The sequence below is a fragment of the Amycolatopsis sp. BJA-103 genome (genome assembly GCF_002849735.1).
In the GTDB taxonomy this organism is placed as follows: domain Bacteria; phylum Actinomycetota; class Actinomycetes; order Mycobacteriales; family Pseudonocardiaceae; genus Amycolatopsis.
Genome location: NZ_CP017780.1, coordinates 2,566,684 through 2,589,604, shown reverse-complemented (window position 1 = coordinate 2,589,604; position 22,921 = coordinate 2,566,684). Strand labels below are relative to the sequence as shown.

The window sequence follows — 22,921 nt, the reverse complement described above, 5'->3', positions numbered from 1 at the left end:
ACGAGATCAGGCGTGCAGGCAAGCGACTTCGTGGCCGGAATCCGCGTCCCCCGGTCCGGCCCGCAGTGCCGGATCCGAGACCTCGCAGTCGTTTTCGCCGACCGGGCAGCGGGAACGGAACCGGCATCCCGGCGGGATGTCGACCGGATCCGGGGTCTCGCCGGTGAGCAACCGCGGCTTCGTCCACTCCCCCGGCTCCCGTTTGGGCACGGCGGACAGCAATGCCTTGGTGTAGGGATGTTTGGGGTGGTGGACCACGTCGTGGGCGCGTCCCTGTTCGACGATCCTGCCGAGGTACATCACGACGATCCGGTCGGCGAAATGCGCGGCCGTGGACAGGTCGTGGGTGATCATCAGGATCCCCGTGTCCCGGTCCTTGCGGAGGGTGTCCAGCAAGGTGAGCACCCCGGCGCGGACGGAGACGTCCAGCATCGAAACCGGTTCGTCGGCCAGCAGGACGTCGGGATCGAGGACGAGTGCGGCGGCGATGGCGACCCGTTGCCGCTGGCCACCGGAGAGCTCGTGCGGGTAGCGGTCGAGGAAGGCCTTGGCAGGCGCGAGTCCACTGCGTTCGAGGGACTCCTCGATCAAGGTGGCGCGCGCCTCCTTGGAATCACCGATGCCGTGGATCAGCATCGGTTCCTCCAGGATGTCCCGGACCCGGCACAACGGATCCAGTGACTCGTACGGATCCTGGTAGATCATCTGGACCCGGCGGCGAACGGGCCGTTTCGCGCGCTCGGAAAGCCCGCTGATCTCCGTGCCGTCGAGCCGGACCGATCCGGCCGTCGGCCGGACGAGCCCGCAGATCGCCGAGGCGGTGGTGGACTTCCCGCAGCCGGACTCGCCGACGACGGCGACCATCTCGCCGCGGCCGAGGCGGAAACTGACGCCGTCCACCGCGTGCACGACGCTTCGGGGACGTCTGGCCAGCGCCTGGACGACGCCGCGCCGCACCGGGTAGTGGATCGCGAGGTCCTCGACCTCGAGCAGGGCCTGATTCATCGTGACTCCACCGGTTCTTCGTTGCGGAAACAGGCGGCGCGATGGCCGGGCCCGGCGGTGCGCAGCAACGGATGCTCGCCGCCACAGCGGTCCATCGGCACGTCGCACCGGGGCCGGAAGGCGCAGCCGGTGATCTCGGCGTCCAGCCTCGGCGGCGCGCCGGGAATGGAGACGAGCGGTTCCCGCCCGTACAGATCCGGCGTGGCCGCGAACAGCAGCCGGGTGTACGGATGCCGGGAGGCCGACGTGAGCTCGTCCGCCGGACCGTCCTCGACCATCTTCCCGGCGTACATCACCGCGGCCCGGTGACAGAACTGCGTCACCACCGGCAGGTCGTGGGTGACCAGGACCAGCGCCATGCCGAGTTCGTCGGTCAGCCGGGTGAGCAGTTCGAGGATCTGCGCCTGGACCATCACGTCCAGCGCCGTCGTCGGTTCGTCGGCGAGCAGGATCTTCGGCTCGCAGGCCAGCGCCATCGCGATGGAGAGCCGCTGGCGCATGCCACCGGAGAACTCGTGCGGATAGCGGTTCGCGGCCGCGGCGGGGATGCCGACGAGTTCGAGCAGCTCCCGGACCCGTTCGCGGGCCCGCTTCCCGCGGGCGACGCCGTGGTGGGCCATCGGTTCGGCGATCTGCCAGCCCACCGTCTTGACCGGGTTGAGCGCGTTCATCGCGCCCTGGAACACCATCGCGATGTCCCGCCAGCGGTGGCCGCGGACCGAGTCCTCGCCGTCGGCCAGGATGTCCGTGCCGTCGATCCGGACCTGGCCGGAGACCGACGCGGTCGCCGGGAGCAGTCCCATCAACGCGAGGATGGTGGTGGTCTTCCCGCAGCCGGACTCTCCGACGAGGCCGAACCGCTCGCTGGGCTCGAGTGCGAAACTCACGCCGTCGACCGGGTGGACCTGGCCGCCGTGCGGCAGATCGAACCAGACGTGCAGATCGCTGACTTCCAACACGCTCATCGGGCGTTCGCCCCCTTCGCGACGAGGGCGCGCAGACGCCAGCGCCGCCCCGAGAGATGCGAGACCTTGAGCCGGGGGTTCAGCGCGTCTTCGATGGCCCGCCCGAGCAGGAAGCACCCGATGCTCACCGCGGCGATGACGAAGCCGTCGGGCACGATCGCCCACCAGGCACCGGAACTGATCGCGGTCCGCGCGAACGCGTGTTCCAGGATCGTGCCCCAGGTCGTGACGCTGGGATCCTGCAGGCCGAGGAAGGCCAGCGCGGTCTCCAGGTAGATCGCCGCCGAAACGGTCAGCACGGTGTTGGCGATCAGCAGCGGTCCGACGTGGGGAAGGATGTGCCGGACGATCACCCGGCCGTTGCTCGCGCCGAGTCCTCTCGCGCGTTTGACATAAGCCCGTTCGCGCAACGACATCACCTCGGCGCGGACGATCCGGGCGGTGGAAGTCCATTGCAGCAGGCCGATCACCAGGATCACGTGGAACAGGCTCGGCCCCCACACCGCGGCGATCACCATCGCCAGCACCAGGTCCGGCAGGACCAGCAGGACGTCGGTGACGCGCATCAGGACGGTGTCGGGCCAGCCCCCGAAGTAGCCCGCCACGATGGCGACCGTGCCGCCGATCGCCATCGAGACCAGGGTCGCGGTGAACGCGACGACGAGCGAGGTCTGCCCGCCGTGCATGAGCAGGGAAACCATGTCGACGCCGCCGTCGTCACAGCCGAGCCAATGCCGCGCGGACGGGGGTTCGAAGACGGCGCAACTGCTCTCGACCGCGCTGTGTGGCGAAAGATAGGGCGCGAGAATCGAGACCAGCACGAACAGCGCGATGAGCGCCAGCCCGACCGCCGCGGATTTGTGGTCGCGCAGCACTTTGCGGAAGATCCCGGCCCGGCCGCCGGCCCCGGTGTCACCGATGCGGACGCTCATGCGCTCACCCTTCGGTCGAGTCGGAAACAGACCAGATCGGCGACGAAGTTCAGCAGGATCACCGAGACGGTCAGGATCAGGAAGGCGCCCTGGATCATCGGGTAGTCCCGCTGGCCGATCGCGGTGAAGGTGGCCATGCCGAGGCCCGGCCAGCTGAAGATCACCTCGACCAGCACCGCGCCGCCCACCACGTAGCCGAGGTCGAGCGCGACCATGGTGACGATCGGCAGCAGGGCGTTGCGGACGGCGTGACGCCAGACCACCCGGCGGGCGGGGATCCCCTTCGCCCGCGCTGTCAGTACGTAGTCCTCGCCGAGTGTCTCCAGCACCGAGGACCGGACGACCAGCGTGTAGCCGCCGTACGCGGTGAGGATCATGGTCGCCGCGGGCAGGACCAGGTGACCGCCCACGTCCGCCGCGTGCTGCCAGAACGGCGGGCTGTCGAACAGGAACTGGTCCGACATCCCGCCCGCCGGCAGGACCCCGGCGAAGAGGATCAGCAGGACGAGGCCGAGCCACTGCGCGGGGAACGAATAGACCAGGGTCGCCACGCCGGTGTTGAGGTGGTCGAGCGGAGAGGATCGTCGCCAGGCCGACATGACGCCGGAGAGGATACCGATGAAGATCGCTCCCAGCGTGCCGACACCGGCCAGCACCACCGTGTTCTCGAGGTCGTCCAGCAACAGATGACTCACGGATTCCTGATAAGTGAAGGAAACCCCGAGATCACCGTGCAGCAGGTTCTTCAGGTAGATGAGGTACTGGTCCCATTTGGACTTGTCCAGGCCGAACCGGACCATCAGGGCGTGCTGCAGCTCCGGGGTGGAATGGGGCACCTTGGCCAGATTGCTCACCGCGTCGCCGGGCAGCACCCGGAACAGGAAGAAATTGCCGGTGATCGCGAGGAAGATCGTCACCAGGGAGAAGATCCCCCGGCGCAGTACGTACTCCAGGACGCGCATGGCTCAGCCCGCCCGTCGCACGGAAAGAAGCGGGATCTTCGACTCCGAGGAGAACGAGTTGCCGCCCACCTGCGGGAGATCGACCCACTCACGGGAATGCGCTTCGATCGAATCGGGATAGGCGATCACCAGCAGTACCCGTTCGCGGGCGGCGAGCCGCTGCATCTCGTCGACGATCCCGTGCCGTTCGGCGGGCGTCATCGCGGCGCCTTGCCGCGCGTACAGGTCGTCCCATTCCTCGCTGCAGTACCCGGTGTCGTTGAGGATCCCCCAGCTTTGACAGGTCAGGTAGTTGAGCGTGTCGTCGGGATCGCCCGTCCCGCCGCTCCAGCCCCACATGGTCATCGCGAAGTCCTGGGACTCGTTGGCCATCACCGCCTCGTTGGCCGCCGCGTTGTCCAGCAGCTTCGCGGTGAGGCGCACGCCGATCTTCGCGAAGTCGGACCGGATGATCTGGAACGAGCGCAGGCCCGCGCCGCCGTAGGTGTCCTCCGGCAGGATGACCGGGTAGTCCATCGGGTGGCCGTTCGCGATCCGGGTCCCGTCCGGGCCCCGCCGGTAGCCGGCCTGGTCGAGCAGCCGGTTCGCGGCGCCGAGGTCGAACGGGGTCGGCTGGAGCGAGCGGTCGGCCCAGTTCGCGGTACCCGGCGGGATGATCGACGCCCCGGGGCGGCCGTGTCCGAGCAACGAGGTCTCGACGATCTGCGCGCGGTTGATCGTGTGGTCGAAGGCCTGGCGCAGCAACGGGTCGGCCAGCTCCCGGTGCTCGGGTCGCTGCTTCGGGTTCGCGTTGACGGTGATGCTCTCGAATCTCAGTCCCGGCGAGGAGATGACCTCGAACCCCGCGGACTCGAGGTTGGCGACCGAAGTGGACGGTACCGTCCGGACGGCGTCGAGCTGGCGGCTCTTCAGCGCCGTGATCATCGCGTCGTCGGAGCTGAAGAACTGGATCCCGAAACCCGCGATATGCGGTTTCGGTCCGTAATAGGCCGGATTGCGTTTGAACAAGGCGACCTGCTTGGGTACGTGCCGGACGAGGACGAACGGACCACCGGAGACGACCGGGGCGTTGTTCGGGAAGGTGGTCAGTGCCTCCCCGTCGCCGCCGGCGTACTCGCGCCAGACGTGCTCGGGCAGGATCGGCACGCTCATGAGCCGGTTGAGCACGTTCGCGACGGGACGGGAATACCGCAGTACCAAGGTGTTCGGGTCAGGCGTGCTCGCTTCGTCCAAATCGGACACATAGTTGGCGAGGCCCGCGGTAGGCCCGTCCTTGAACGCGGCGATCGTGTTCAAGGTCCACGCCGCGTCGGCTGCCGTGAGCGGCTTGCCGTCCGACCAGGTGGCACCGGGATGCGTGCGGAAGGTCCAGGTCCGCCCGTCCTCCGAGGTGGTCCAGGTGCTCGCGAACTCGGCGACGAACCTGCCTTCCGGATCCAGCTGGACCAGCGTCGGATAGATCTGCTCGTACACCGCGAACGCCGTCGTCACCACGGAGACGAACGGGTTCATCGAGTCGATGGCCTGATCGGAGCCGAGGCGGTAGATGTCACCGTCGGCGGTTTGACTTCCGGCACGGGCGCAGGCGCTCAGGCCACTGCAGGCCAGGAGCACCGCGGCGAGTGCCGCTAACGCTTTTCTCATCGATTCCACCTACGGGGTGAACGTGCGGTACAAGGGACATCCGGAGTAGTCGGCGCGGATCGCGGCCCCGTCGATGACGACGTCGAAACGCAGCCGCTCGGGCGACCGCTCGTCGGATCCGACGCGGAAGGCACCGTCCGGCAAGGGAACGAGCTGTTCCGGCTCGCCGCCGCAGACCGAGACCCACAGCTTGTCCCCGGATGCGTGGACGTGGAGATTCGACAGCCAGGGGTTGTGGCAGCGGTAATGCCCGACCAAGGCCGCCCATCGCTCCGGCGGGTTCTCCGCGGCTGGCGGTGGAGCAGGTTTCTTCAGCGGCGGCGTGAACTCGGGCGACGGCACACCGTCACGCTCCGCCCGCTCGGCCGCGACCAGGTGCACGGCCAAGTCCAGCCACGGTCCGACACCGTTGGCCAGGACGGCAGCCCCGATCCCCGCGTCGAGATCGCAGGCGATCGCCGCGTGGTAGCCGATCATCCCGCCGGTGTGCCAGGTGTGCGGACGGCCGTCGAGGTCACCGACCTGCATGCCGAGCCCGTACGCGCAGCCCGGGTAGTCCTCCTCGTCGAGGATGGCGGGCGTGAGCATCTCCCTCACCTGCCCCGTATCCCTGCCGATCAGGAGCCGCAGCCAGGCCGTCATGTCTCTCGCCGTCGCCGCGACACAGCCGTCCGCGGTGGCGTTCTCGATCCAGGTCGCGGGGACGACGCCGTCTTCCCGGACGGGGTGACGGTCGTCGTAGCGCGGTTCGTACCCCACCGCCAGGCGCGACCGGAGGTCATGGGTGACCGCGGGTGCGGAGGCGTGCATCCCGAGTGAGGCGAGCAGCTCGCCGAGAAGCTCGTGATACGGCCGCCGGTGGACGGCCTCCAGCACGAGGCCGAGCGCCTTGTACCCGGCGTTCGAATAGTGGAACCAGGTTCCCGGCGGCGTCGTCGCCTCCGTGTCCCGCAGCGCCCACACCTCGAAGATGGCGTCCGGGGAGACGTCCGGACCGGCGATGATCCCCGCCGTATGCGTCATCAGGTGGCGGAGCGTGATCGGCTCGTGGCTCGATCGCACGGAGAACCACGGCAGGTAGGCCGTGACCGGCGAGTCCAGGTCGACGAGGCCCGCGTCGCGGGCACGCAACAGCAGGACGCAGGTCATCCCCTTGGTGATCGACCCGATCTCGAAGAGCGTGTCCCCGGTGACCGGCGAACCGGCGGCCTGGTCGGCGTGCCCGAACACTCCGGACGAGACGACTTCCTCGCGGTCGGTGACCGCCACGGACAGGCCCGTGGCGAACGACCGATCGCACAATGTCTTTCGGCAAACTTCGTCCGGCACGAAGGACGCGGCTGCGCTCATGCTGACTGGAACCTCCGGGACCTCGGCGTCCGATGGGGCGCCAGTATGTGTCCCGGCCGAAACAGAGCACTTTGGACGAGCCGCCAGAGATTCGGGCACGGCCTTGTGGGCCCGGCCATAGCAGCGTCGGACCGTCTACTGTGGACCGCGCCATGGCGGGGATGGAAGATCCCGAACAGGAGGAGGACTTCGCCGACAGGGTGCGGCAGGACGACAACGTCGCCGAACCGTGAAGGCCTCCTTGCCTACCTTGAGGGTAGGGAAGGAGGCCTTCACGGACGTTCAGCGCTTCGACTTACTCCGCTGGAGGCTGGTAGTTCGGGTTCTCCCAGACGAAGTTGATCTTATTGCCTTCCGGATCCGCGACATCGGACAACTTGATGAAGTCGTAGTCCTGGATGGGGCCGCATTTCACGCCCTGGACGGCGAGAGTGCCGACGGTTTCATCGATGTCCTCGACACCGATGACCACGGAACCCTTCCCGGCGGCCTCCGGCGCATGGGCGACCTGGATCCACGCGTTTTCGACGAGTTGCCACTCCGCGACGCCGTCCATGGGCTCGGCATCGGGGCCACGCCCGATCCACTGCTTGTACCAAGCTACCGCGGCGGCATGGTCGGAGACCGGGAGTACAGCGAGAACATTCTTGAACCTCGGCACGAAAGGTGATCCTTTCAGTAGTTTCGGATTGCTCGTCACGCCACTGGCAGGCACTGTTCACGGGTCGCGACCACTGTATAGCGGCCGGCCGATCCCGCAAGCGCGTCATGATCGGAACCCCGGCGCTAGGACGAAGTCCTGAACGAAAGATCCATCGGAGTTCTGCACACCATCCGGCTTGAAGACGAAATTGATCCGGGTGGCGATTCGGGTCCGCGCAGTCCGTGAAGGACGCCTTGAGGGACCCTGGGTCCCTCGAAGTTCCCCTCACGCGCCCCGGGCCGCGCGAAGGCCCCCTTCCTGTACCTAGGCGCAAGGAAGGGGGCCTTCACGTACTTCGGATGACCACCTGTACCGACGCCTCACCGCGCCCCGAACTCGCCGTGGCTTTACAAGGCCACCTTTACTCTGCAGTCCGTGCCCGGCGGAAAGACAGCGACGACGGCCGCGCGGCTTCTCGCCGTGCTGGCCGTGCTCACCGCTGTCGCGCTGCTGCAGAGCGCGCTGTGCAGCGACGGCGCCGCGGCGGCGGGCTCACCCTGCGCTCCCCTGTTCGCCGCCGAAGCGACCCACGCCACAAACCCGGCGAACGAATGCGAACCGGCCACATCCCACTTGAGCGCCGACCACGCCGCCTGGCTGGTCCCGGCCGAACCGCCGCACAACCACCTCGACGACGTCACGGGGATCGGCGCGGCGCTGCTGGCCACTCTCCTCGTGCTCGTCCGGCGCAGCCGGCCCGCGACAGCGGGCGTGCCGCCGGGCACCCGGGCGTTCAAGCGTCCGACGGCGACACCTCTTCTCGTCCAGCTCTGCGTTTCCCGCACCTGATCGGCAGCCCCGGTCGTGACCGGTCCGCCCTCGCATCGAGGGCGGACCGGTCATGCCCCACGCCTTCAGTTGCCCGGATCCGAGCTAAGGACTCAGCAGAATGACCAAGAACGCCAAGGTTTCCCTGACGGTCGTGGCCGTCGTGATCGCGGTGGTGGCCGCGTTGCTCGTCTTCACCAGGCTGGGCGAGGACGCCCCGGCCGCACAGGCGGGCGGCGACGGCGCGCCTCCCGCGGTACCCGCGTCGATCCTGGTCCGGCCGGACAGCCATCGCCTGTCCGATCCGGCCGGTGCCAAGGTGACCGTCGTGGAGTTCCTCGACCTGGAGTGCGAAGCGTGCGGCGCCGCGTATCCCGGCGTCGAGCGGCTGCGTGCCGAGTACGGCGACCGCGTCACCTTCGTGATGCGCTACTTCCCCATTCCCAGCCACCAGAACGCCGAGCTCGCCGCGCGGACCGTGGAGGCCGCGGGCAAGCAGGGCAAGCTCGAACCGATGTACCGCCTGATGTTCGAGAGGCAGTCGCAATGGGGCGACCAGCGGGTCTCCCACCGCGAGACCTTCCTCGGCTTCGCACGCGAGCTCGGCCTGGACCTGCCCGCCTTCGAGGCCGCACTGGACGATCCCGTCACGCTCGGCCGGGTCCTGGCCGACCGCACCGACGGTGCGAACATCGGCGTCGAGGGCACGCCGACCTTCTTCGTCAACGGCGTCAAGTTCTCGGGGTCGCCGTCCTATCAGGCTCTCAAGGCCGTCATCGACAAGGAACTGGCGAAATGACGCCCTTCGCCACCCGCGTGACGCCGTGGGTGCTGCTGGTCGGCGGCGCCGTCGGCCTGGTGGCGGCGTTCGTGCTCACCATCGAGAAGATCAAGCTGCTCAAGGATTTCTCCTACATCCCGACCTGCAGTATCAATCCGGTCCTCAGCTGCGGATCGATCATGAAGACCCCGCAGGCGGACCTGTTCGGCTTTCCCAATCCGTTGCTGGGGATCGCCGGGTTCAGTGTGGTCGTGACGACCGGTGTCGCGGTGCTGGCCGGCGCACGGCTCCCTCGTTGGTACTGGCTGGGCCTGCAAGCGGGTTCGTTGCTCGGCGTCGTCTTCGTGCATTGGCTGATGGTCCAGAGTCTCTACGTCATCGGCGCGCTCTGCCCGTACTGCATGGTCGTCTGGGCGGTCACCATCGCCGTCTTCTGGTACACGACCCTGCACAATCTCCACAAAGGACGGATGGTCGTCCGCTACCACAGCGTGGTCCTCGTGGTCTGGTACGCGGTCGTCGGCGCAGCGGTCCTGCAGGCCTTCTGGAACTACTGGAAGACGCTCGTCTGACACCGTCGCGAAGGCCACCGGCGTCCGGTGGCCTTCGCGACGGCACTACACCGAGACCAGACGCCTGCCCCGGTCGAGAGCACGCAGCCCCACCGCACAGGCGACACCGAGCACCGTCAAAGCGAGCCAGGGGATCTCCGGCCAGCCCGCCCGGCGCGCGAGGTCGAAAACGGTACCGGTGAAGAGATTCCCGAGCAGGATGCCCACGCCGACGATCGTGTTGTAGAAGCCGTAGTGCGTGGCGACCAGCCGGTCACCCGACAGCCGGACGACGGTGTCCATCTCGAACGGGAAGACGACGACCGTGCCGACGGCCAGCAGCGCGGCGGAGACGAGCAACCCCGCCCCGGCCGTGACCGGACCCGCCCTGGCGACTACCAGCGGCGCGACGAACGCCGCGGCCATGAACACCATCCCCAAGGCGAGACACGTGCCGGGCGACCACCGGTTCTTGAACCAGGCGGTGATCTTGAGCTGGCCGGCGATCGCGAGACCGCCCGAGATCACGAACAGCCCGGCGATGAGCGCGGTGGCCGACGTCTCCGAGCCCGTGATCCGGCGCGCCTCCATCGGAAGTGCCAGATAGGTCTGGAAGGAGAGCACGTACGAGCCGATCATGACCAGCGCGAAGAGCAGGAAGGCTCGGTTCCCGGCGACGACCCGCCAGTCCGCCCAGATCGACGACCGTTCCCCCTCGCTTTCGTGCGCGGGCAGCGCCCGCACCTGCACCACGGTCAGGACACCGAAGACCGCGGCGGCGACCAGGCAGGTCAGCCGGAAGTCGACGGCCGTCAACGCCAGCCCGACCACCGGGCCCGCGAGGATCCCGCCCTGGTAGAACACGTTGAACACCGAGAAGGCCTCCAGCCGCCGCTCCCCCGCGTCCACCGCCAGATAGGCGCGGACAGCCGGGTTGAACAGGGCTCCGGCGAAACCGGTGGCCGCGGACGCGACGATCAGCGACGGCAGCGAGGACGTCACGCTCAACAACGCGAAACCCGCCGTCCGCAGCACGCATCCGGCGACGATGAGCGGTTTGTAGCCGAACCGGTCGGCGAGGGTGCCCCCGACCAGGAACATGCCCTGCTGCGAGAAGTTGCGGATGCCCAGCACCAGGCCCACGGCCCAGCCCGCCAGTCCCAGCGGGCCGGCGAGATAGCCGGCGAGGTACGGCATCAGCATGTAAAAGCCGACGTTGATGGTGAACTGGTTGACCATCAGCACTTTGCTCGGCCGGTCGAAGGACCGGAACCGCGCCGGAAATCCCGTCACAGCGCGGGATCCACGATCGTGCGGCACCGGGTCCAGCGTTCCACCACCCGCTCGCCGGGATGGCCGACGACGTCCGGTTCCCCGGCCGGGACGACGTCGAGCAGGCCGTGTCCCGCGCAGTAGTCGTCGTTGTAGACGGTGTCGAAGTAGCGCTGCGGGCCGTCCGGGAAGATCGCGGCGATCCGCACGTCCGGATCGTGCGTACGGGCCAGCCAGGCCGCGACGAGGGCGACCGCGCCGACACTCCAGCCGCCGGTCGCGTACTGGGCGGCGGCGAGACGGCGGCAGGTCCAGACCGCTTCGGCGGGCGCCACCCAGTGGATCTCCTCGAAAGCGTCGTAATCGACGTTGCGCGGATGGATGCTCGACCCGAGCCCGCGCATCAGCCGCGAGGTGGCGGGTTGCCCGAAGATCGTCGACCCGACGGTGTCCACGCCGACCAGGCGCAGATGCGGGAAGTACCGCCGCAGCGCGCGGAAGGTCCCGGCCGAATGCCCGCCGGTGCCGACCGAGCACACCAGGACGTCGATCCGGCCCAGTTGCGCGGCCAGTTCGTCGGCCAAGGTCGCGTACGCGGCCACGTTGTCCGGGTTGTGGTACTGATCGGGGCACCAGGAACCGGGCCGCTCCTCGAGCACCCGCTGGACGCGGTCCCGGCGCGCTTGCTGCCAGCCGCCCGCCGGATGGGGCTCGGTGACGAGGTCGACCCGGGTGCCGTGCGCGGTGAGCATGCGCCGCACGATGGGCTCCATCCCCGGATCGGTGACCAGGGTGACCGGATGGCCGTGGACGATCCCGGCCAGCGCCAGCCCGAGCCCGAGCGTCCCGCTGGTCGACTCGACGATCATCGCGCCGTCCGCCAGGTCGCCGCGGGCCTTGGCCGCTCCCACCATGTGCAACGCGGGGCGATCCTTCATGCCGCCGGGGTTGAAACCCTCCAGCTTGGCCCAGAAGCCCTTGCCGGAGCCGGTGAGCCGTTCGTCGATCCACAGCACGGGCGTATTGCCGACGGCCAGCGCCGGGGACACGCAGCGCGCGGCGGTACTGAGGAGGCGGGAAGGCGCGAGAGGTTCATGAGGGAGGACAGCGTTCATCGAGGATTCGTCTTTCTGTGCTGTGCGAACAGGACCGGACCGGCGCGGGAACGGTCACGTCCGGGAGACGCACAGCTCGGTGAGTATCCGGGGGCCACTCCGGTCGAACGCGATCGACCGGGGGCGCTCCCTCACCGGGAACGAAAGAACGGGTGACGAGGCGAGCGGAGGCAGAGAATCCGGGGTGGACGGCGAGGCGTCGCTTCGCACCGCGACCGCGGCGAGCGGTCGGGAGTGCAGGTGTCCCTCGCTCGGCGGGCACGACGAATCGTGCGAGGCCGCCGCGACGACGGCCGTTTCGCCGGGCCCGTCGAGGCAGCCGTACGCCTGCGTTCCCGCCACGACCAGCAGCAGCAAGGCCACCACGAGCCGACGAAGAGTAGCCGGAGAGACACTCACGGTTCCCACCGTAGCAAAGATCGACTCGAACTCCCATGACGCCTAGTACTAACTGCCCTAGTAGGACTTCACCGGGCGCTCACACCGGTCCCCGTACTACTAAGCGCGATAGTTGAACCTGTGCGACAGGAGATTCGGCACCCGTGACACCACACCGGCGTTCGCCGCGGCACCCCCTCGCCGCCACCGCCGCCCTCGTGATCCTCGGCTTCGGCGCGCTCCCCGCGAGCGCGCAACCGGCACCGCCGCCGGACGGCCAGGACCCGATGCGGCGCTACCAGGAACTCGGCGCGCAGGCGGCCAAGGCCGACGAGGATCTGCTGGAATCACAAGACCGATTGAAGGCCCGCGAGACCGAACGCGACCAGGCGACGGCCGCCCTCGGCCGGGCCGACGGCGATCTCACGCGGGCGCAGTCGGCCATCGATCGTTTCCGGCCGCAGGTCGAGGCGATCGCCCGGTCCGCGATGAACGGCCACCAGCTCGGCAACGCCGTCCTCCTGCTCGACAGCGGCAGCAGGCAGGAGTTCCTCGACCGCTCGTCCGCGCTGTCGGTACTGGCCGAAGAGAAGGCCAAGGCGTTGAGCGGCCTGCGCGACGCGCTCGGTTCCGCGCAGGCCGCTCGCACCACCGCGGCGAACGCGCGGGAGACGGCCCAGCTCGCGGCGAACGACGCGACCGTGGCGCTGGACCAGGTCCGCACCCGCAAAGAGGACCTCGACAGCCGGATCGTCGAGGTCAGGAACGCGCTCGGTGACCTGCCCGCGTCGGACAAGGCGAAACTCGGCAAGGTCCAGGACAAGGGTTCCTATCTCGGCCCGCCCGGCGCCGCGAACGACGCGCTCCAGGCGGCACTGTCCAAACGAGGCTCGGAATACCAGTGGGGCGCCACCGGACCGGGCGAGTTCGACTGTTCCGGCCTGACGTCGTGGGCGTACAAGCAGGCGGGCGTCTCGCTTCCGCGCACCAGCCGTCAGCAGTACACCGCGGGAAAGGCCGTCCCGCTGGACCGGCTCGTCCCCGGAGACCTCGTCTTCTACGACGACGGCACCGGCGATCCGGGAGCGATCCATCACGTCGGCATGTACGTCGGCAACGGCAAGATGGTCGACGCGCCGACCGAGGGTCAGCTGGTCGACGTCCGGTCGGTCAAGGGCGACGGGCATCTGATGGGCGCGCGGCGCATCGTCGGGTGACCGCGGCGCACGCAGTATCCTTCCGTGCGGAGGTGTCATGCAACGGCTGGGCGAGCTCGAAGCGTCGGTGATGGACGTGCTCTGGAATTCGGCGGAACCCTTGCGGGTCCGCCAGGTGCTCGAGGCGATCAACCGGGATCGCGAACTCGCCTACACCACGGTGATGACGGTGCTGGACAATCTGCACCGCAAGGAATGGGTCGTGCGCGAAATGGAGAATCGCGCCTACCGCTATCGCGCCGTGGCGACCCGTGAGGAAGCCACCGCGCAAAGCCTGCGCGAACTCCTCGACTCCTCGGAGGACCGGGAATCGGTGCTGCTGCATTTCGCGCGCTCGGTCACCGAAGAGGAGTCCGACATCCTGCGACGGGCGCTGCGACGGAAGCCCAAGCGATGATCCTGGCGGCGGTGCTCCTGTTCGGTGTCGCGGTGATCGGCTGGTGCTCGCCCCGGTTGCTCGGCAGGCTGACCGCCGGTGGGATCAGTCCCGGTACGGCGCTCGCGTGGTGGCTGCTGACCGCCCTCGGCGTGCTCGCCGGCACTCTCGGCGCCGTCCTTCTCCTCGTATTGCCGGACCACGGCCCCGCCGCGGCGATCACCCGGTTCCTCCACGACTGCTGGGCGGCGGTCGGGCACAGCGGCCTGCCCGGTCTCGATCCCCTCGTCGGCGGTTTCGCCGGGGCGGTCGTCGTGATCGCCGCCACCCGGCTCACCGTGACCTGGGCCCGCCGCAGGAAACGCAGCACCCTGCTGCACCGGCGTCACCGGGACGCGCTCAGGCTGACAGGCACCCGTGACGAGCGGCCGATCGCGACGCTGTGGGTGCCCGACGAGCGGCCGATCGCCTACAGCCTCGGCGGCCGCGACGGCCTGATCGTCGCCAGCCGGGGCCTGGCGGGCAGGCTCACCTCCCGGGAACTGAACGCGGTACTGGAGCACGAACGCGCGCATCTGCGCGGAAGGCATCACCTGCTGGCCGGATGCGCCGAAACACTCGGCCGCACGTTGCGGTTCGTCCCGCTCATGCGCGAACTCCCCGGCGCGGTCCGCCTCCTCGTCGAACTGGCCGCCGACCGGGCGGCCGCGACCGGGCACGGACCGGAAACCGTGCGCTCGGCACTGCTGTCGATCCACGCCTCGGAAGGCGGCGACACCGCGCTCCGGTTGCGATGGCTCGCCCGGCACCCCTGCGGTCCGTCCCGGTTACCGGACCGGGTGCGGGCCGTCGCGGGCGGAACCCTCGCGTTGTTCGCCCCGCCCGCGCTCACCGTCGGCCTGATGTTCACGGCGGGACTCCTTTCCTGCTGGTGAACGAAAGAGACGCGTTCGTCACCAAGGAGAGCGAACGGGTTCAGCGCCGGACACAATCAGGTGATACGCCGTTTCTCGACGTTCGCCCCTTTTCCCGAACGGGTGGCCGAGGGTCGCTTATTGTCGTGTTCGACTGGACGAACCGGGGACGGCAATTCGGGCAAGCTCCACTCACAAGAGTGAGCAATGCCGGGAAATCCCCGTTCCATTGAGCCGGTAAGGCGAATTGCCGGTGCAACTCAAATGGCGGCATTCGGCCGATAGCCCGTTGTCGTAACGTCGGACGAGAGGCGCTTCTCAGTACACACCCCGCAACGAATTCCGCAATCCCATGGAGGTTTTCGTGATCCGACGTCCTCTGCGCACCATGACCGCGGTGATAGGCGCCGCGGCAGCCGTCACCGCCTTCGCGACCCCGGCTTCGGCGGCGACACCGGTGCTGAACGAAACGGCGGGTCCGGCCACGCTGGCCGCCTCGCAGCAGAAGATCGGCGCTTCGCTCGGCGCCGCGTTCGCCGGCTCCTGGCTGGACACGACGACCGGTGAACTCGTCGTCGGCACCGCCGACGCGAGCCGCTCGGCCGCGATCCGTTCGGCGGGCGCGATCCCGAAGGTGATGAAGCACAGTTCCGCCGAACTGAAGAAGATCCAGTCCACATTGGACGACAGAACCGCCGGCCTTCCCGGCTCGGTCGCCGGCTGGTACGTCGACGCGCCCGCGAACGAGGTCGTGGTCGAGGTGGTCGGCGGCGACTCCGCGGGCCGGGCCTGGGCGGCGGCCGCCGGTGTCCCGGTCCGGGTGGACCAGGTGAAGAGCGCGCCACGGCCGTTGTGGAGCGTGGTCGGCGGACAGGGTCTCTACTTCAACGGCGGCGCCTGTTCGGTCGGGTTCAACGCCCATGACGACGACGATCATTACGTGATCACCGCGGGCCACTGCACCGAACTCGGCGGCACCGTGCACGGCGTCGACGGCACGATCGGCCCTGTCTCGAAGTCGTCCTTCCCCGGTAACGACTACGGGACCGTCAAGGTGACCCACTCCGACGTCTCGACCCCGCCCCGGGTCGACCGGTACGGGGACGGTACCGACGTGCGGATCGAGGGCTCCGAGGTCGTCGCCGTCGGCGGCCGCGTCTGCCGGTCCGGGATCACCACCAAGTGGCAGTGCGGGCGGGTCGAAGCGCTGGACCAGACGGTGAACTACGGCAACGGCAACATCGTGCGGGGCCTCACCCAGACCAGCGCCTGCGCCGAACCGGGCGACTCCGGCGGCTCGTACGTCAGCCGTCCGTCGTCGGGTTCCGGGACGAAGCTGGTGCAGGCACAGGGTATGACCTCGGGCGGCTCCGGCGATTGCAACGAAGGCGGCACCACCTTCTTCCAGCCCGTCAAGGAGGTGCTCAACCGCTACGACCTGACTCTCGAGAAGGACTGATCGCCGAAGAGGGGCGGCCGGTGCGACGGCCGCCCCTTGATCTCCCCGGCGAGTTCGCGTGCTTCGCCGACCAGCGTCTCGATCTCGGTCCATCGGCGGCGGATCCGCTCGTGATCGGTGACCAGCGTGCCGGAAACCATGCCCAGGAACAGGTTCGCGTCCGCCCCGATCTCCGCGAGCCGCAGGAAGGGACGGCGGTCCGCCGCTGTTCCCGCGCCGTGCGCCGCCGCCCATTCCCGGGCCCGCAGCCCGGCGTCGTGACAGGTGTCGACGAGGAAGGAACGGATCTCCTCCGGCCGGTCCCCCGGGCTCGCGGGCGGTTTCCCCATCAGCGGGAAAATGTTCCAAGCCACCGAGAGCAGGCAGTCGGCCACGTCATCCATCGACTCCACGTCCACCCGGGGAGTGTTCAGGCCCGCGCCTCCTGCCAGGCGGAATGACTCGCGTGAACGACAGGGTCGACCCGATCAGGTGAGTGGCGGTGTGGGGCCACCGCGCACGTCGACGACAGGCTCCCGGTCCGGGCTCTCGATTTCGCGCAGGTCGACGATCTCCAGTCCGGCGACCAGTCCGGACAGTCCTTTGTGGCCCAGAGGCCGGATCGCGAGGATGCCGCTGACGAAGAACAACAGGTTCGCCAAGGGCTCGAATCCGCTGTTGACCGCGGACGCCAGGGTGAGCAGCGTGAAGTAGCCGCCGGACCCGGCCAGGAATCGCACGATCATCCGCCACAGGGCGGGCTTCCCGCCGTCCGGCCCGGCGGGCCGCAGCAGCACGATCCGCTGGCCGAAACTGGCGCCGTTGCCCGCGACGGGGATGACGAACAACAGGAGCACGGCGGGCAGCAGGGTGCTGGTCAGCGCCGTGACCACGGTGTTCGGTTCGCCCGCCACCAGGGTCGTCACGATCCCGATGGTGGTGCCGAGCAGCACGACCGAGACGAAGTCGACGGCCATCCCGAGCAGACGGCGGCGCGCGGTGACCGGTCGCGGCGTTCCGGGCGGTGCGGACGGCTCGTTGCCCGGCAGCAGCCGCAGCAACGGGGCGAGGCCGAAGCCGACGGCGGCGCCGAGGGTGTTGGTCAGCAGGTCGTCGACGTCGGCGAGCCGGTACGGGCAGTCGAACAGGAACCAGACCCCGGTGAGCTGGGTGCACTCGATGAACAGGGAGACCGCGAACCCGAGGGCGACGGTGACCGCGAAACCGCGCCGGAAGAGGTGCCGGACGAACATGCCCAGCGGCACGAACAAGGCGACGTTGAAGACCGCCTGCTGGACCGCGGGATTGCGCAGGAACGCGCGCAGGCCCGCCCCGCTCTGTTCGCGGCGGATGTCGGCGACGAACTGGAACGGGCGCAGTTGCAGGTGACTCGTCGCGTGCTCGGCGCACCACGCCGCCGTTGTCTGCGGGATGGGGAGCAACGTGTACGTCCACAGTGACATGGCGTAGACCAGGAACCCGAACACCAGCAGGACCCGCCACAGCCCGAGTTCGCCGCGGCGCCGGTAGCTCGCCGCGATGTACGGGACGGCCAGGATGCCCGCGAGCACGAAACCCGCGAACACCGCGATGACCGCGGAGACGGTCGGATCAGTCACTCGCGGAAGCTAACAACGCTCGCTCCGGCGCACCCGGTACGCCACCTGGCCGGGTGACGGACTCGGCCGGAGCGAGAGCTCGCTGGTGCGCGAGCGCGGCGATGGCGAAGGTCAGATGGACGACGACCCAGTTGCGGTCTTCGTGGTGGATCCGCTGCAACAGGTCGAGAGTGGCGTCGCCGGGACTGCGGCCCTGACGGCAGGCGTCGATGAACGCCTGGGTCAGCTCGTCGACGTTCCGCCGGAACTCCGCGAAGGGGTCGGCGGAGTGGTTGTCGGTGCAGAAATCCACGGTCACGTCACTCAGCGTTCCACAGCGCGACACAAAGTTACGACTTGACGGTTCCGGAATCACTCACGTGAGGTAGTCCCGGGCTGATCTCTGTGCTCTGCGTCACGCCGACGCGAGCGAGGCGGGCATTCGGCGTTCCCGTTCGGCCGTCTTCACCCGGCGGGTGACCGGGAAACGCTGGTCGAGTTCGACGAGCAGCGGGGTCGCCGCCATCAGCGCCAGCAGCGCGAGCCCGGCGTATGCGCCCAAAGTCGCGATGATCGTCATTTCGGCCTCCTCGATCCCCGTACCGCCTGTTCCGGCGGCCTGGAACCAGGATCGCTTCCCGGCGGGGTGCGGCGGATCGGTCATCCGGCGGAGGTGCCTCGACCGGTCGGCCTTTTCGGCACTGGCCGCATCCCCGATCCCGGACGGCGATGCAGCAGATCGAACCGCGACCACATGGCTTCGGCCGCCTCGATGGATTCGCCGGTGCGGACGGGATCGACGGCGGCGAGCTGCGCGACGATGGCCTGCACCAGGCTCATCCCCGCGGTCAGCGACGGGAAGAAGGTCACGCCTTCGGCCGGCACCATCAGTACCTGCTCGACGGCGCCCGCCAGCGCGGGGCTGGCCGCGTCGGTGATGGCGAACGCGCGCGCTCCCCTCGCCTTCGCCTCGTCCGCGGCGAGCACCGTACTTTCGTACAGGCGCCAGAAACTGATCGCGATGAGCACGTCGTCGGCGGTGAGTTTGGCCGTGGCGTTGGCGAGTTCGGCGTCGCCCGCGGTGATCGCGTGGACGTCGTATCCGGCGAGCCGGGCGTTGTGCGCGAACGCGATCCCGACGGCGGCATAGCTGCCGTCGGCGATGACGAGCGTGCGGCGCGCGGCGGCGACGGCCTCGGCGACGTTGCGGATCTCGTCCTCGGTGACCCGCCGGTTGAGCAGGGCGAGGCTGTCGAGGTCGCGGCGCAGCGACGCCGAGCCCGGCGAGTCCACGTCCCGGTGTTCCTCGGCCACCTGCGGCGCGCTCAGCGACGACATGTAGCGCGCCCGCAACTCCTGTTGCAGCGCGGGCCAGCCGGCGAAACCGAGCGCCTGCGCGGTGCGGGTGACGGTGGCGACGTTGACCCCGGCGAGCTGGGCGAGCTCGGCCGTCGATCCGAACGACGCCCGGCGCGGTTGCGAGACCAGCACTTCGAGCACGGCGGCCGACTTCGGCCGCAGGCCGCGTTCCGGCGTCCGATCCCGAAGCCACGCCTCGAAACCGTCACCGGTTTCCGTCTCTGTCACGCACACCCTCCCTCGACCGCGCCACGGTAACGCATCGTGCCCGTCGGACCACCTGCAACAACCATTGCAGTTTTACGGAAACGCAGTATACGTTGTCCGCACTCCTCGTCGCCCGAACCACGGAAGGCGTTCCCCATGACGCTTCTGGCTCGACTGGACCGGCTCCCGCTGAGCCGTCCCCACTATCTGCTCCTGCTCATCGGCGGGCTCGGTTACACCTTCGACGGCATGGACTCCGCCGTGGTCGCCTTCCTCCTGCCGAGCGCGAAAGCGGTCTGGGGTCTCGACAACGGGCAGCTCGGGCTGATCGGTTCGGCGACGCCGTTCGGCTTCCTCTTCGGCGCGATCGCCGCGGGCCTGCTGGGCGACCGCATCGGCCGCAAGAAGGTCATGATGTACGCGCTGGCCTTCTACGCGGTGTTCTCGGTGCTCGCCGCCTTCTCCCCGAACTACGAGATCTTCCTGGGCGCCCGGGTGCTGGCCGGGGCGGGTGCGGGTGCCGAAAGCGCGATCATCGCGCCGTTCCTGTCCGAATTCGTCCCCGCGAAGCGACGCGGCTGGTTCGTCGGCGCGCTCGCCGGGTTCTTCTCGTTCGGCTTCGTGATGGCCGCGCTGATCGGGCGGTTCGTCGTGCCGACGGTGCCGGAGGGCTGGCGGGTCGCCCAGCTGATCACCGCGCTGCCGATCGTCATGCTGCTGTGGTGGCGCCGGTCCCTGCCGGAATCGCCGAGGTTCCTCGTCGCGAACGGGCGTCACGCCGAGGCGGAGAAGATCGTCGCGAAACTGGAGCGGGACGTCGAAAAGGCGACCGGGCAACCACTTCCGGCCGTGGCCGAGACCGATGTCCAGCCCGCGAAGGAAACCCCCAAGGTCAACCTCTTCAGCGCGCTGAAGTTCCTGTGGAGCCCGGCGATGGCACGCCGGACCGCGGTGATCTGGACCGTCTGGTTCGTGATCACGTTCTCCTACTACGGCTTCTTCTCCTGGATCCCGACGCTGCTCGTCGAACGCGGGATCACCGTCACCAAGAGCTTCGAGTTCTCGATCATCATCTACCTGGCGCAGATCCCCGGGTACTTCTCCGCGGCCTGGCTGTCGGAACGGCTCGACCGCAAGCACACCATCGCGTTGTACCTCGCGGGCTCGGCGGTGAGCGCGTTCTGGCTGAGCCAGATGGACGCGCCGTGGTCGATCACCCTCGCCGGGGCGGTGCTGTCGTTCTTCCTCAACGGCACCTACGCCGGTGTGTACTCCTACACCCCCGAGGTGTTCCCGACCTGGATCCGCGCCAGCGGCACCGGCCTGTCCAGCGCGTTCGGCAGGCTCGGCAGCATCCTGGCCCCGACGATCATCGGCCTGTCCGCCGCGAGCCTCGGCTTCGCCGGCGTCTTCGGCCTGACCACCGCCGTCCTGGCGGCCGGGGTGGTGTGCGTGGTCGTGTTCGGCCTGTCCACCGCCGGCCGTTCCCTGGAAGAACTGACCGAACACGGCGCGCCCGTGGAAACCGCCAAGGAGATGACGAAGTGACCGTGTCGCTGTCCATTGTGGAGGACAAGACCCGAGCGACGATCGGCGTGAGGCTGTTCACCGTGCTGGCCTGGGTGCCCGAACGGCGGGCGCTGCGCCGCGTGCACAGCAGCCACCCGGCGGAGTACCCGGTCGGCGGCGAAAAGACCGTCGAGGTGGCGGCGGGCTGGCTGGAGCGGTGCATCACCGGACAGGAACCCTATTTCGGGCCCGACAGCGCGGCGGTGCGGGAGATCTTCGCCGACCACGAACTCATCGACCGGCTCGGCTGCGGCGCGGTGATCAACGTGCCGGTGGTGGACGACGGGCGCACGCTCGGCGTCCTCAACATCCTCGACGCCGAAGGCAGCTACGACGACGATTCCGTCACCGCCGCCCGATCTCTGGCACCGTTGGCGGTGCCCGCCCTGCGCGAAATCCTGGAGGCCCGATGAACGGCTCACTGCTGCTGCGCAACGCCCGTCTGCTCGACCCGGTCACGGGCGAGTACACCGAGGGCGATCTCCGGTGCGCCGACGGCCGGATCGTCGAGACCGGCACGGGTCTCGCCGCCGGCGACGTCCGGACCGAGGACCTGCGCGGCGCGTTCGTGCTGCCCGGCCTCGTCGACGCGCACGTGCACGTGACCGCTTCGACAGCGGACCTGGGGTCGCTCCCCGCGTCGTCACCGTCCTATGTGACCGCGCACAGCGCCCGCACCATGAGCCTGATGCTGGACCGGGGCTTCACCACGGTCCGGGACGCCTCGGGCGCCGACTACGGTCTCGCCGACGCGCAGGCCGAGGGCTTGTTCCGCGGTCCCCGCCTGCTGTTCTGCGGGCGCGCGCTGAGTCAGACCGGCGGCCACGGCGACAGCCGGACCCGCGGCGCCAACGCCAGCGACGACCACCCGTGCTGCGCGGGGCTCGGCCGCGTCGCCGACGGTGTCGACGCCGTCCGCGCCGCGGCGCGCGACGAACTGCGCAAGGGAGCGCACCACATCAAGGTGATGGCCTCCGGCGGCGTCGCCTCCCCCACCGACCGGGTCGACTCGACGCAGTACTCCGCCGAGGAACTGCGCGCGATCGTCGAGGAGGCGGAGGCGGCCAACCGCTATGTCGCCGCCCATTCCTACACCGCCCGTGCGGTGAACCGCGCGCTGGAGCTGGGCGTGCGGTCGATCGAGCACGGCAACCTGATCGACGACCTCAGTGTCGAACTGTTCCTCCGGCACGACGCGTACCTCGTGCCCACGTTGGTCACGTACTGGGCGCTGAAGGAGGAGGGGCGCGAGCACGGGCTGCCGGAATCCAGCTGGCGCAAGGTCGACGACGTCCTCGGCGCGGGTATGGCCGCGCTCGAAAAGGCCGACCGGGGCGGGGTGAAACTGGTGTACGGCAGCGATCTTCTCGGCGGGATGCACCGGCACCAGAACCACGAATTCCGGCTGCGCGGCGAGGTCCAGCCCGCGGTGGACGTGATCCGCTCAGCGACGTCGACGGCGGCCGACCTGCTGAACCTGACCGGCGAGATCGGCACGCTGGCCCCCGGCGCGCACGCGGATCTGCTCGTCGTCGACCGGGATCCGCTGGAGGACATCGGCGTCCTGGCCGAGCCGAAGGGCTTCCGTCACGTCATCCAGGGCGGGACGGTGGTCTCCGCCTGACGCGTTTCGTGGGCAGGTCAGCGGCCCTACCCTAGGACGCCGACCGGGGCGAAGGACCCCTTCGGCCTTTGTCAGGCGCGGGGTCGCGGACCAGCAGGTGCCCCCAATGCCGCATCGGGGACGTTGAGCGTCTCCAATGCGGCATTGGGGGCACCGAACGCGAAGCGATCGCGTGAATCGGGGCGTCTCCGTT

25 protein-coding genes are annotated in these 22,921 nt (G+C 69.0%); 10 read left to right on the top strand and 15 right to left on the bottom strand.

Annotated features, from left to right (window positions below):
- Window positions 1-6: 6 nt before the first annotated feature.
- The 7 genes from BKN51_RS10870 to BKN51_RS10840 all read right to left on the bottom strand — a co-directional run bounded on the left by BKN51_RS10870 (window position 7) and on the right by BKN51_RS10840 (window position 7,519).
- Complete coding sequence (locus tag BKN51_RS10870) at window positions 7-1,005, bottom strand: ABC transporter ATP-binding protein (protein WP_101607524.1); 999 nt, start codon at window positions 1,003-1,005, stop codon at window positions 7-9.
- Window positions 1,002-1,970, bottom strand: coding sequence for an ABC transporter ATP-binding protein (locus tag BKN51_RS10865; RefSeq protein WP_101607523.1), 969 nt, complete (start codon window positions 1,968-1,970; stop codon window positions 1,002-1,004). Before BKN51_RS10865 ends, BKN51_RS10870 begins: the two co-directional genes overlap by 4 nt.
- Window positions 1,967-2,902 carry an ABC transporter permease gene (locus BKN51_RS10860; protein ID WP_101607522.1) on the bottom strand — a complete coding sequence of 312 codons (936 nt, stop codon included), beginning with the start codon at window positions 2,900-2,902 and terminating at the stop codon, window positions 1,967-1,969. Before BKN51_RS10860 ends, BKN51_RS10865 begins: the two co-directional genes overlap by 4 nt.
- Window positions 2,899-3,864 (bottom strand): ABC transporter permease, encoded by a 966-nt coding sequence (locus BKN51_RS10855; RefSeq protein WP_101607521.1) that lies wholly within the window; start codon window positions 3,862-3,864, stop codon window positions 2,899-2,901. The genes BKN51_RS10860 and BKN51_RS10855 overlap by 4 nt, the downstream gene beginning before the upstream one ends.
- Window positions 3,865-3,867: 3 nt before the next feature.
- On the bottom strand, window positions 3,868-5,508 hold the full coding sequence (locus tag BKN51_RS10850) for an ABC transporter substrate-binding protein (protein ID WP_101607520.1): 1,641 nt from the start codon (window positions 5,506-5,508) through the stop codon (window positions 3,868-3,870).
- Window positions 5,509-5,517: 9 nt separating this feature from the next.
- Window positions 5,518-6,858 (bottom strand): serine hydrolase domain-containing protein, encoded by a 1,341-nt coding sequence (locus BKN51_RS10845; protein ID WP_101607519.1) that lies wholly within the window; start codon window positions 6,856-6,858, stop codon window positions 5,518-5,520.
- 295 nt (window positions 6,859-7,153) lie between these two features.
- Entirely contained in the window at window positions 7,154-7,519 is a 366-nt protein-coding gene (locus BKN51_RS10840) for a VOC family protein (RefSeq protein WP_101613166.1), read from the bottom strand.
- A 417-nt stretch (window positions 7,520-7,936) separates the two neighbouring features.
- On the opposite strand from BKN51_RS10840, the gene BKN51_RS10835 reads away from it, so the two are divergent.
- The 3 genes from BKN51_RS10835 (at window position 7,937) to BKN51_RS10825 (ending at window position 9,682) form a co-directional block, all read left to right on the top strand.
- Complete coding sequence (locus BKN51_RS10835; protein WP_101607518.1) at window positions 7,937-8,350, top strand: hypothetical protein; 414 nt, start codon at window positions 7,937-7,939, stop codon at window positions 8,348-8,350.
- A gap of 100 nt (window positions 8,351-8,450) precedes the next feature.
- Entirely contained in the window at window positions 8,451-9,128 is a 678-nt protein-coding gene (locus BKN51_RS10830; protein ID WP_101607517.1) for a DsbA family protein, read from the top strand.
- Window positions 9,125-9,682: a vitamin K epoxide reductase family protein gene (locus BKN51_RS10825; protein WP_101607516.1), complete on the top strand. Its 558-nt coding sequence runs from the start codon at window positions 9,125-9,127 to the stop codon at window positions 9,680-9,682. Before BKN51_RS10830 ends, BKN51_RS10825 begins: the two co-directional genes overlap by 4 nt.
- A gap of 45 nt (window positions 9,683-9,727) precedes the next feature.
- Here the strand turns inward: BKN51_RS10825 and BKN51_RS10820 are convergent, their stop codons facing one another.
- Genes BKN51_RS10820 through BKN51_RS10810 form a run of 3 tightly spaced genes read right to left on the bottom strand, consistent with a single transcriptional unit; the run spans window position 9,728 to window position 12,447 of the window.
- Complete coding sequence (locus BKN51_RS10820) at window positions 9,728-10,954, bottom strand: MDR family MFS transporter (RefSeq protein WP_101607515.1); 1,227 nt, start codon at window positions 10,952-10,954, stop codon at window positions 9,728-9,730.
- Complete coding sequence (locus BKN51_RS10815; protein WP_101607514.1) at window positions 10,951-12,048, bottom strand: PLP-dependent cysteine synthase family protein; 1,098 nt, start codon at window positions 12,046-12,048, stop codon at window positions 10,951-10,953. The genes BKN51_RS10820 and BKN51_RS10815 overlap by 4 nt, the downstream gene beginning before the upstream one ends.
- 54 nt (window positions 12,049-12,102) lie before the next feature.
- Window positions 12,103-12,447 carry a hypothetical protein gene (locus BKN51_RS10810; RefSeq protein ID WP_233224165.1) on the bottom strand — a complete coding sequence of 115 codons (345 nt, stop codon included), beginning with the start codon at window positions 12,445-12,447 and terminating at the stop codon, window positions 12,103-12,105.
- A 143-nt stretch (window positions 12,448-12,590) separates the two neighbouring features.
- Between BKN51_RS10810 and BKN51_RS10805 the strand changes: the two genes are divergently transcribed.
- The 4 genes from BKN51_RS10805 (at window position 12,591) to BKN51_RS10790 (ending at window position 16,392) form a co-directional block, all read left to right on the top strand.
- Entirely contained in the window at window positions 12,591-13,643 is a 1,053-nt protein-coding gene (locus tag BKN51_RS10805; protein ID WP_101607513.1) for a C40 family peptidase, read from the top strand.
- A gap of 37 nt (window positions 13,644-13,680) precedes the next feature.
- Window positions 13,681-14,040, top strand: a complete 360-nt coding sequence (locus BKN51_RS10800) for a BlaI/MecI/CopY family transcriptional regulator (RefSeq protein WP_101607512.1) — start codon at window positions 13,681-13,683, stop codon at window positions 14,038-14,040.
- Entirely contained in the window at window positions 14,037-14,954 is a 918-nt protein-coding gene (locus BKN51_RS10795; protein ID WP_101607511.1) for a M56 family metallopeptidase, read from the top strand. Before BKN51_RS10800 ends, BKN51_RS10795 begins: the two co-directional genes overlap by 4 nt.
- Before the next feature lie 343 nt (window positions 14,955-15,297).
- Window positions 15,298-16,392 carry a S1 family peptidase gene (locus BKN51_RS10790; protein ID WP_101613164.1) on the top strand — a complete coding sequence of 365 codons (1,095 nt, stop codon included), beginning with the start codon at window positions 15,298-15,300 and terminating at the stop codon, window positions 16,390-16,392.
- On the opposite strand, the gene BKN51_RS10785 is transcribed toward BKN51_RS10790, so the two are convergent.
- The 5 genes from BKN51_RS10785 to BKN51_RS10765 all read right to left on the bottom strand — a co-directional run bounded on the left by BKN51_RS10785 (window position 16,365) and on the right by BKN51_RS10765 (window position 19,556).
- Entirely contained in the window at window positions 16,365-16,775 is a 411-nt protein-coding gene (locus tag BKN51_RS10785) for a hypothetical protein (RefSeq protein WP_233224164.1), read from the bottom strand. The genes BKN51_RS10790 and BKN51_RS10785 overlap by 28 nt on opposite strands.
- Before the next feature lie 84 nt (window positions 16,776-16,859).
- Window positions 16,860-17,990, bottom strand: coding sequence for a VanZ family protein (locus BKN51_RS10780; RefSeq protein WP_101607509.1), 1,131 nt, complete (start codon window positions 17,988-17,990; stop codon window positions 16,860-16,862).
- Window positions 17,983-18,288: a hypothetical protein gene (locus BKN51_RS10775; protein WP_101607508.1), complete on the bottom strand. Its 306-nt coding sequence runs from the start codon at window positions 18,286-18,288 to the stop codon at window positions 17,983-17,985. The genes BKN51_RS10780 and BKN51_RS10775 overlap by 8 nt, the downstream gene beginning before the upstream one ends.
- Window positions 18,289-18,384: 96 nt before the next feature.
- Entirely contained in the window at window positions 18,385-18,633 is a 249-nt protein-coding gene (locus BKN51_RS10770; RefSeq protein ID WP_101607507.1) for a hypothetical protein, read from the bottom strand.
- Window positions 18,630-19,556 carry a MurR/RpiR family transcriptional regulator gene (locus tag BKN51_RS10765; protein WP_101607506.1) on the bottom strand — a complete coding sequence of 309 codons (927 nt, stop codon included), beginning with the start codon at window positions 19,554-19,556 and terminating at the stop codon, window positions 18,630-18,632. The genes BKN51_RS10770 and BKN51_RS10765 overlap by 4 nt, the downstream gene beginning before the upstream one ends.
- A gap of 135 nt (window positions 19,557-19,691) precedes the next feature.
- Here BKN51_RS10765 and BKN51_RS10760 point away from each other — a divergent pair, with 135 nt between their 5' ends.
- From BKN51_RS10760 to BKN51_RS10750, 3 genes are read left to right on the top strand one after another with little or no spacing between them, the layout of a single operon-like run.
- Window positions 19,692-21,083 carry an MFS transporter gene (locus tag BKN51_RS10760; RefSeq protein WP_101607505.1) on the top strand — a complete coding sequence of 464 codons (1,392 nt, stop codon included), beginning with the start codon at window positions 19,692-19,694 and terminating at the stop codon, window positions 21,081-21,083.
- Window positions 21,080-21,517, top strand: a complete 438-nt coding sequence (locus BKN51_RS10755) for a GAF domain-containing protein (protein WP_101607504.1) — start codon at window positions 21,080-21,082, stop codon at window positions 21,515-21,517. The genes BKN51_RS10760 and BKN51_RS10755 overlap by 4 nt, the downstream gene beginning before the upstream one ends.
- Complete coding sequence (locus tag BKN51_RS10750; protein WP_101607503.1) at window positions 21,514-22,728, top strand: metal-dependent hydrolase family protein; 1,215 nt, start codon at window positions 21,514-21,516, stop codon at window positions 22,726-22,728. Before BKN51_RS10755 ends, BKN51_RS10750 begins: the two co-directional genes overlap by 4 nt.
- The last annotated feature ends 193 nt before the right edge of the window (window positions 22,729-22,921 follow it).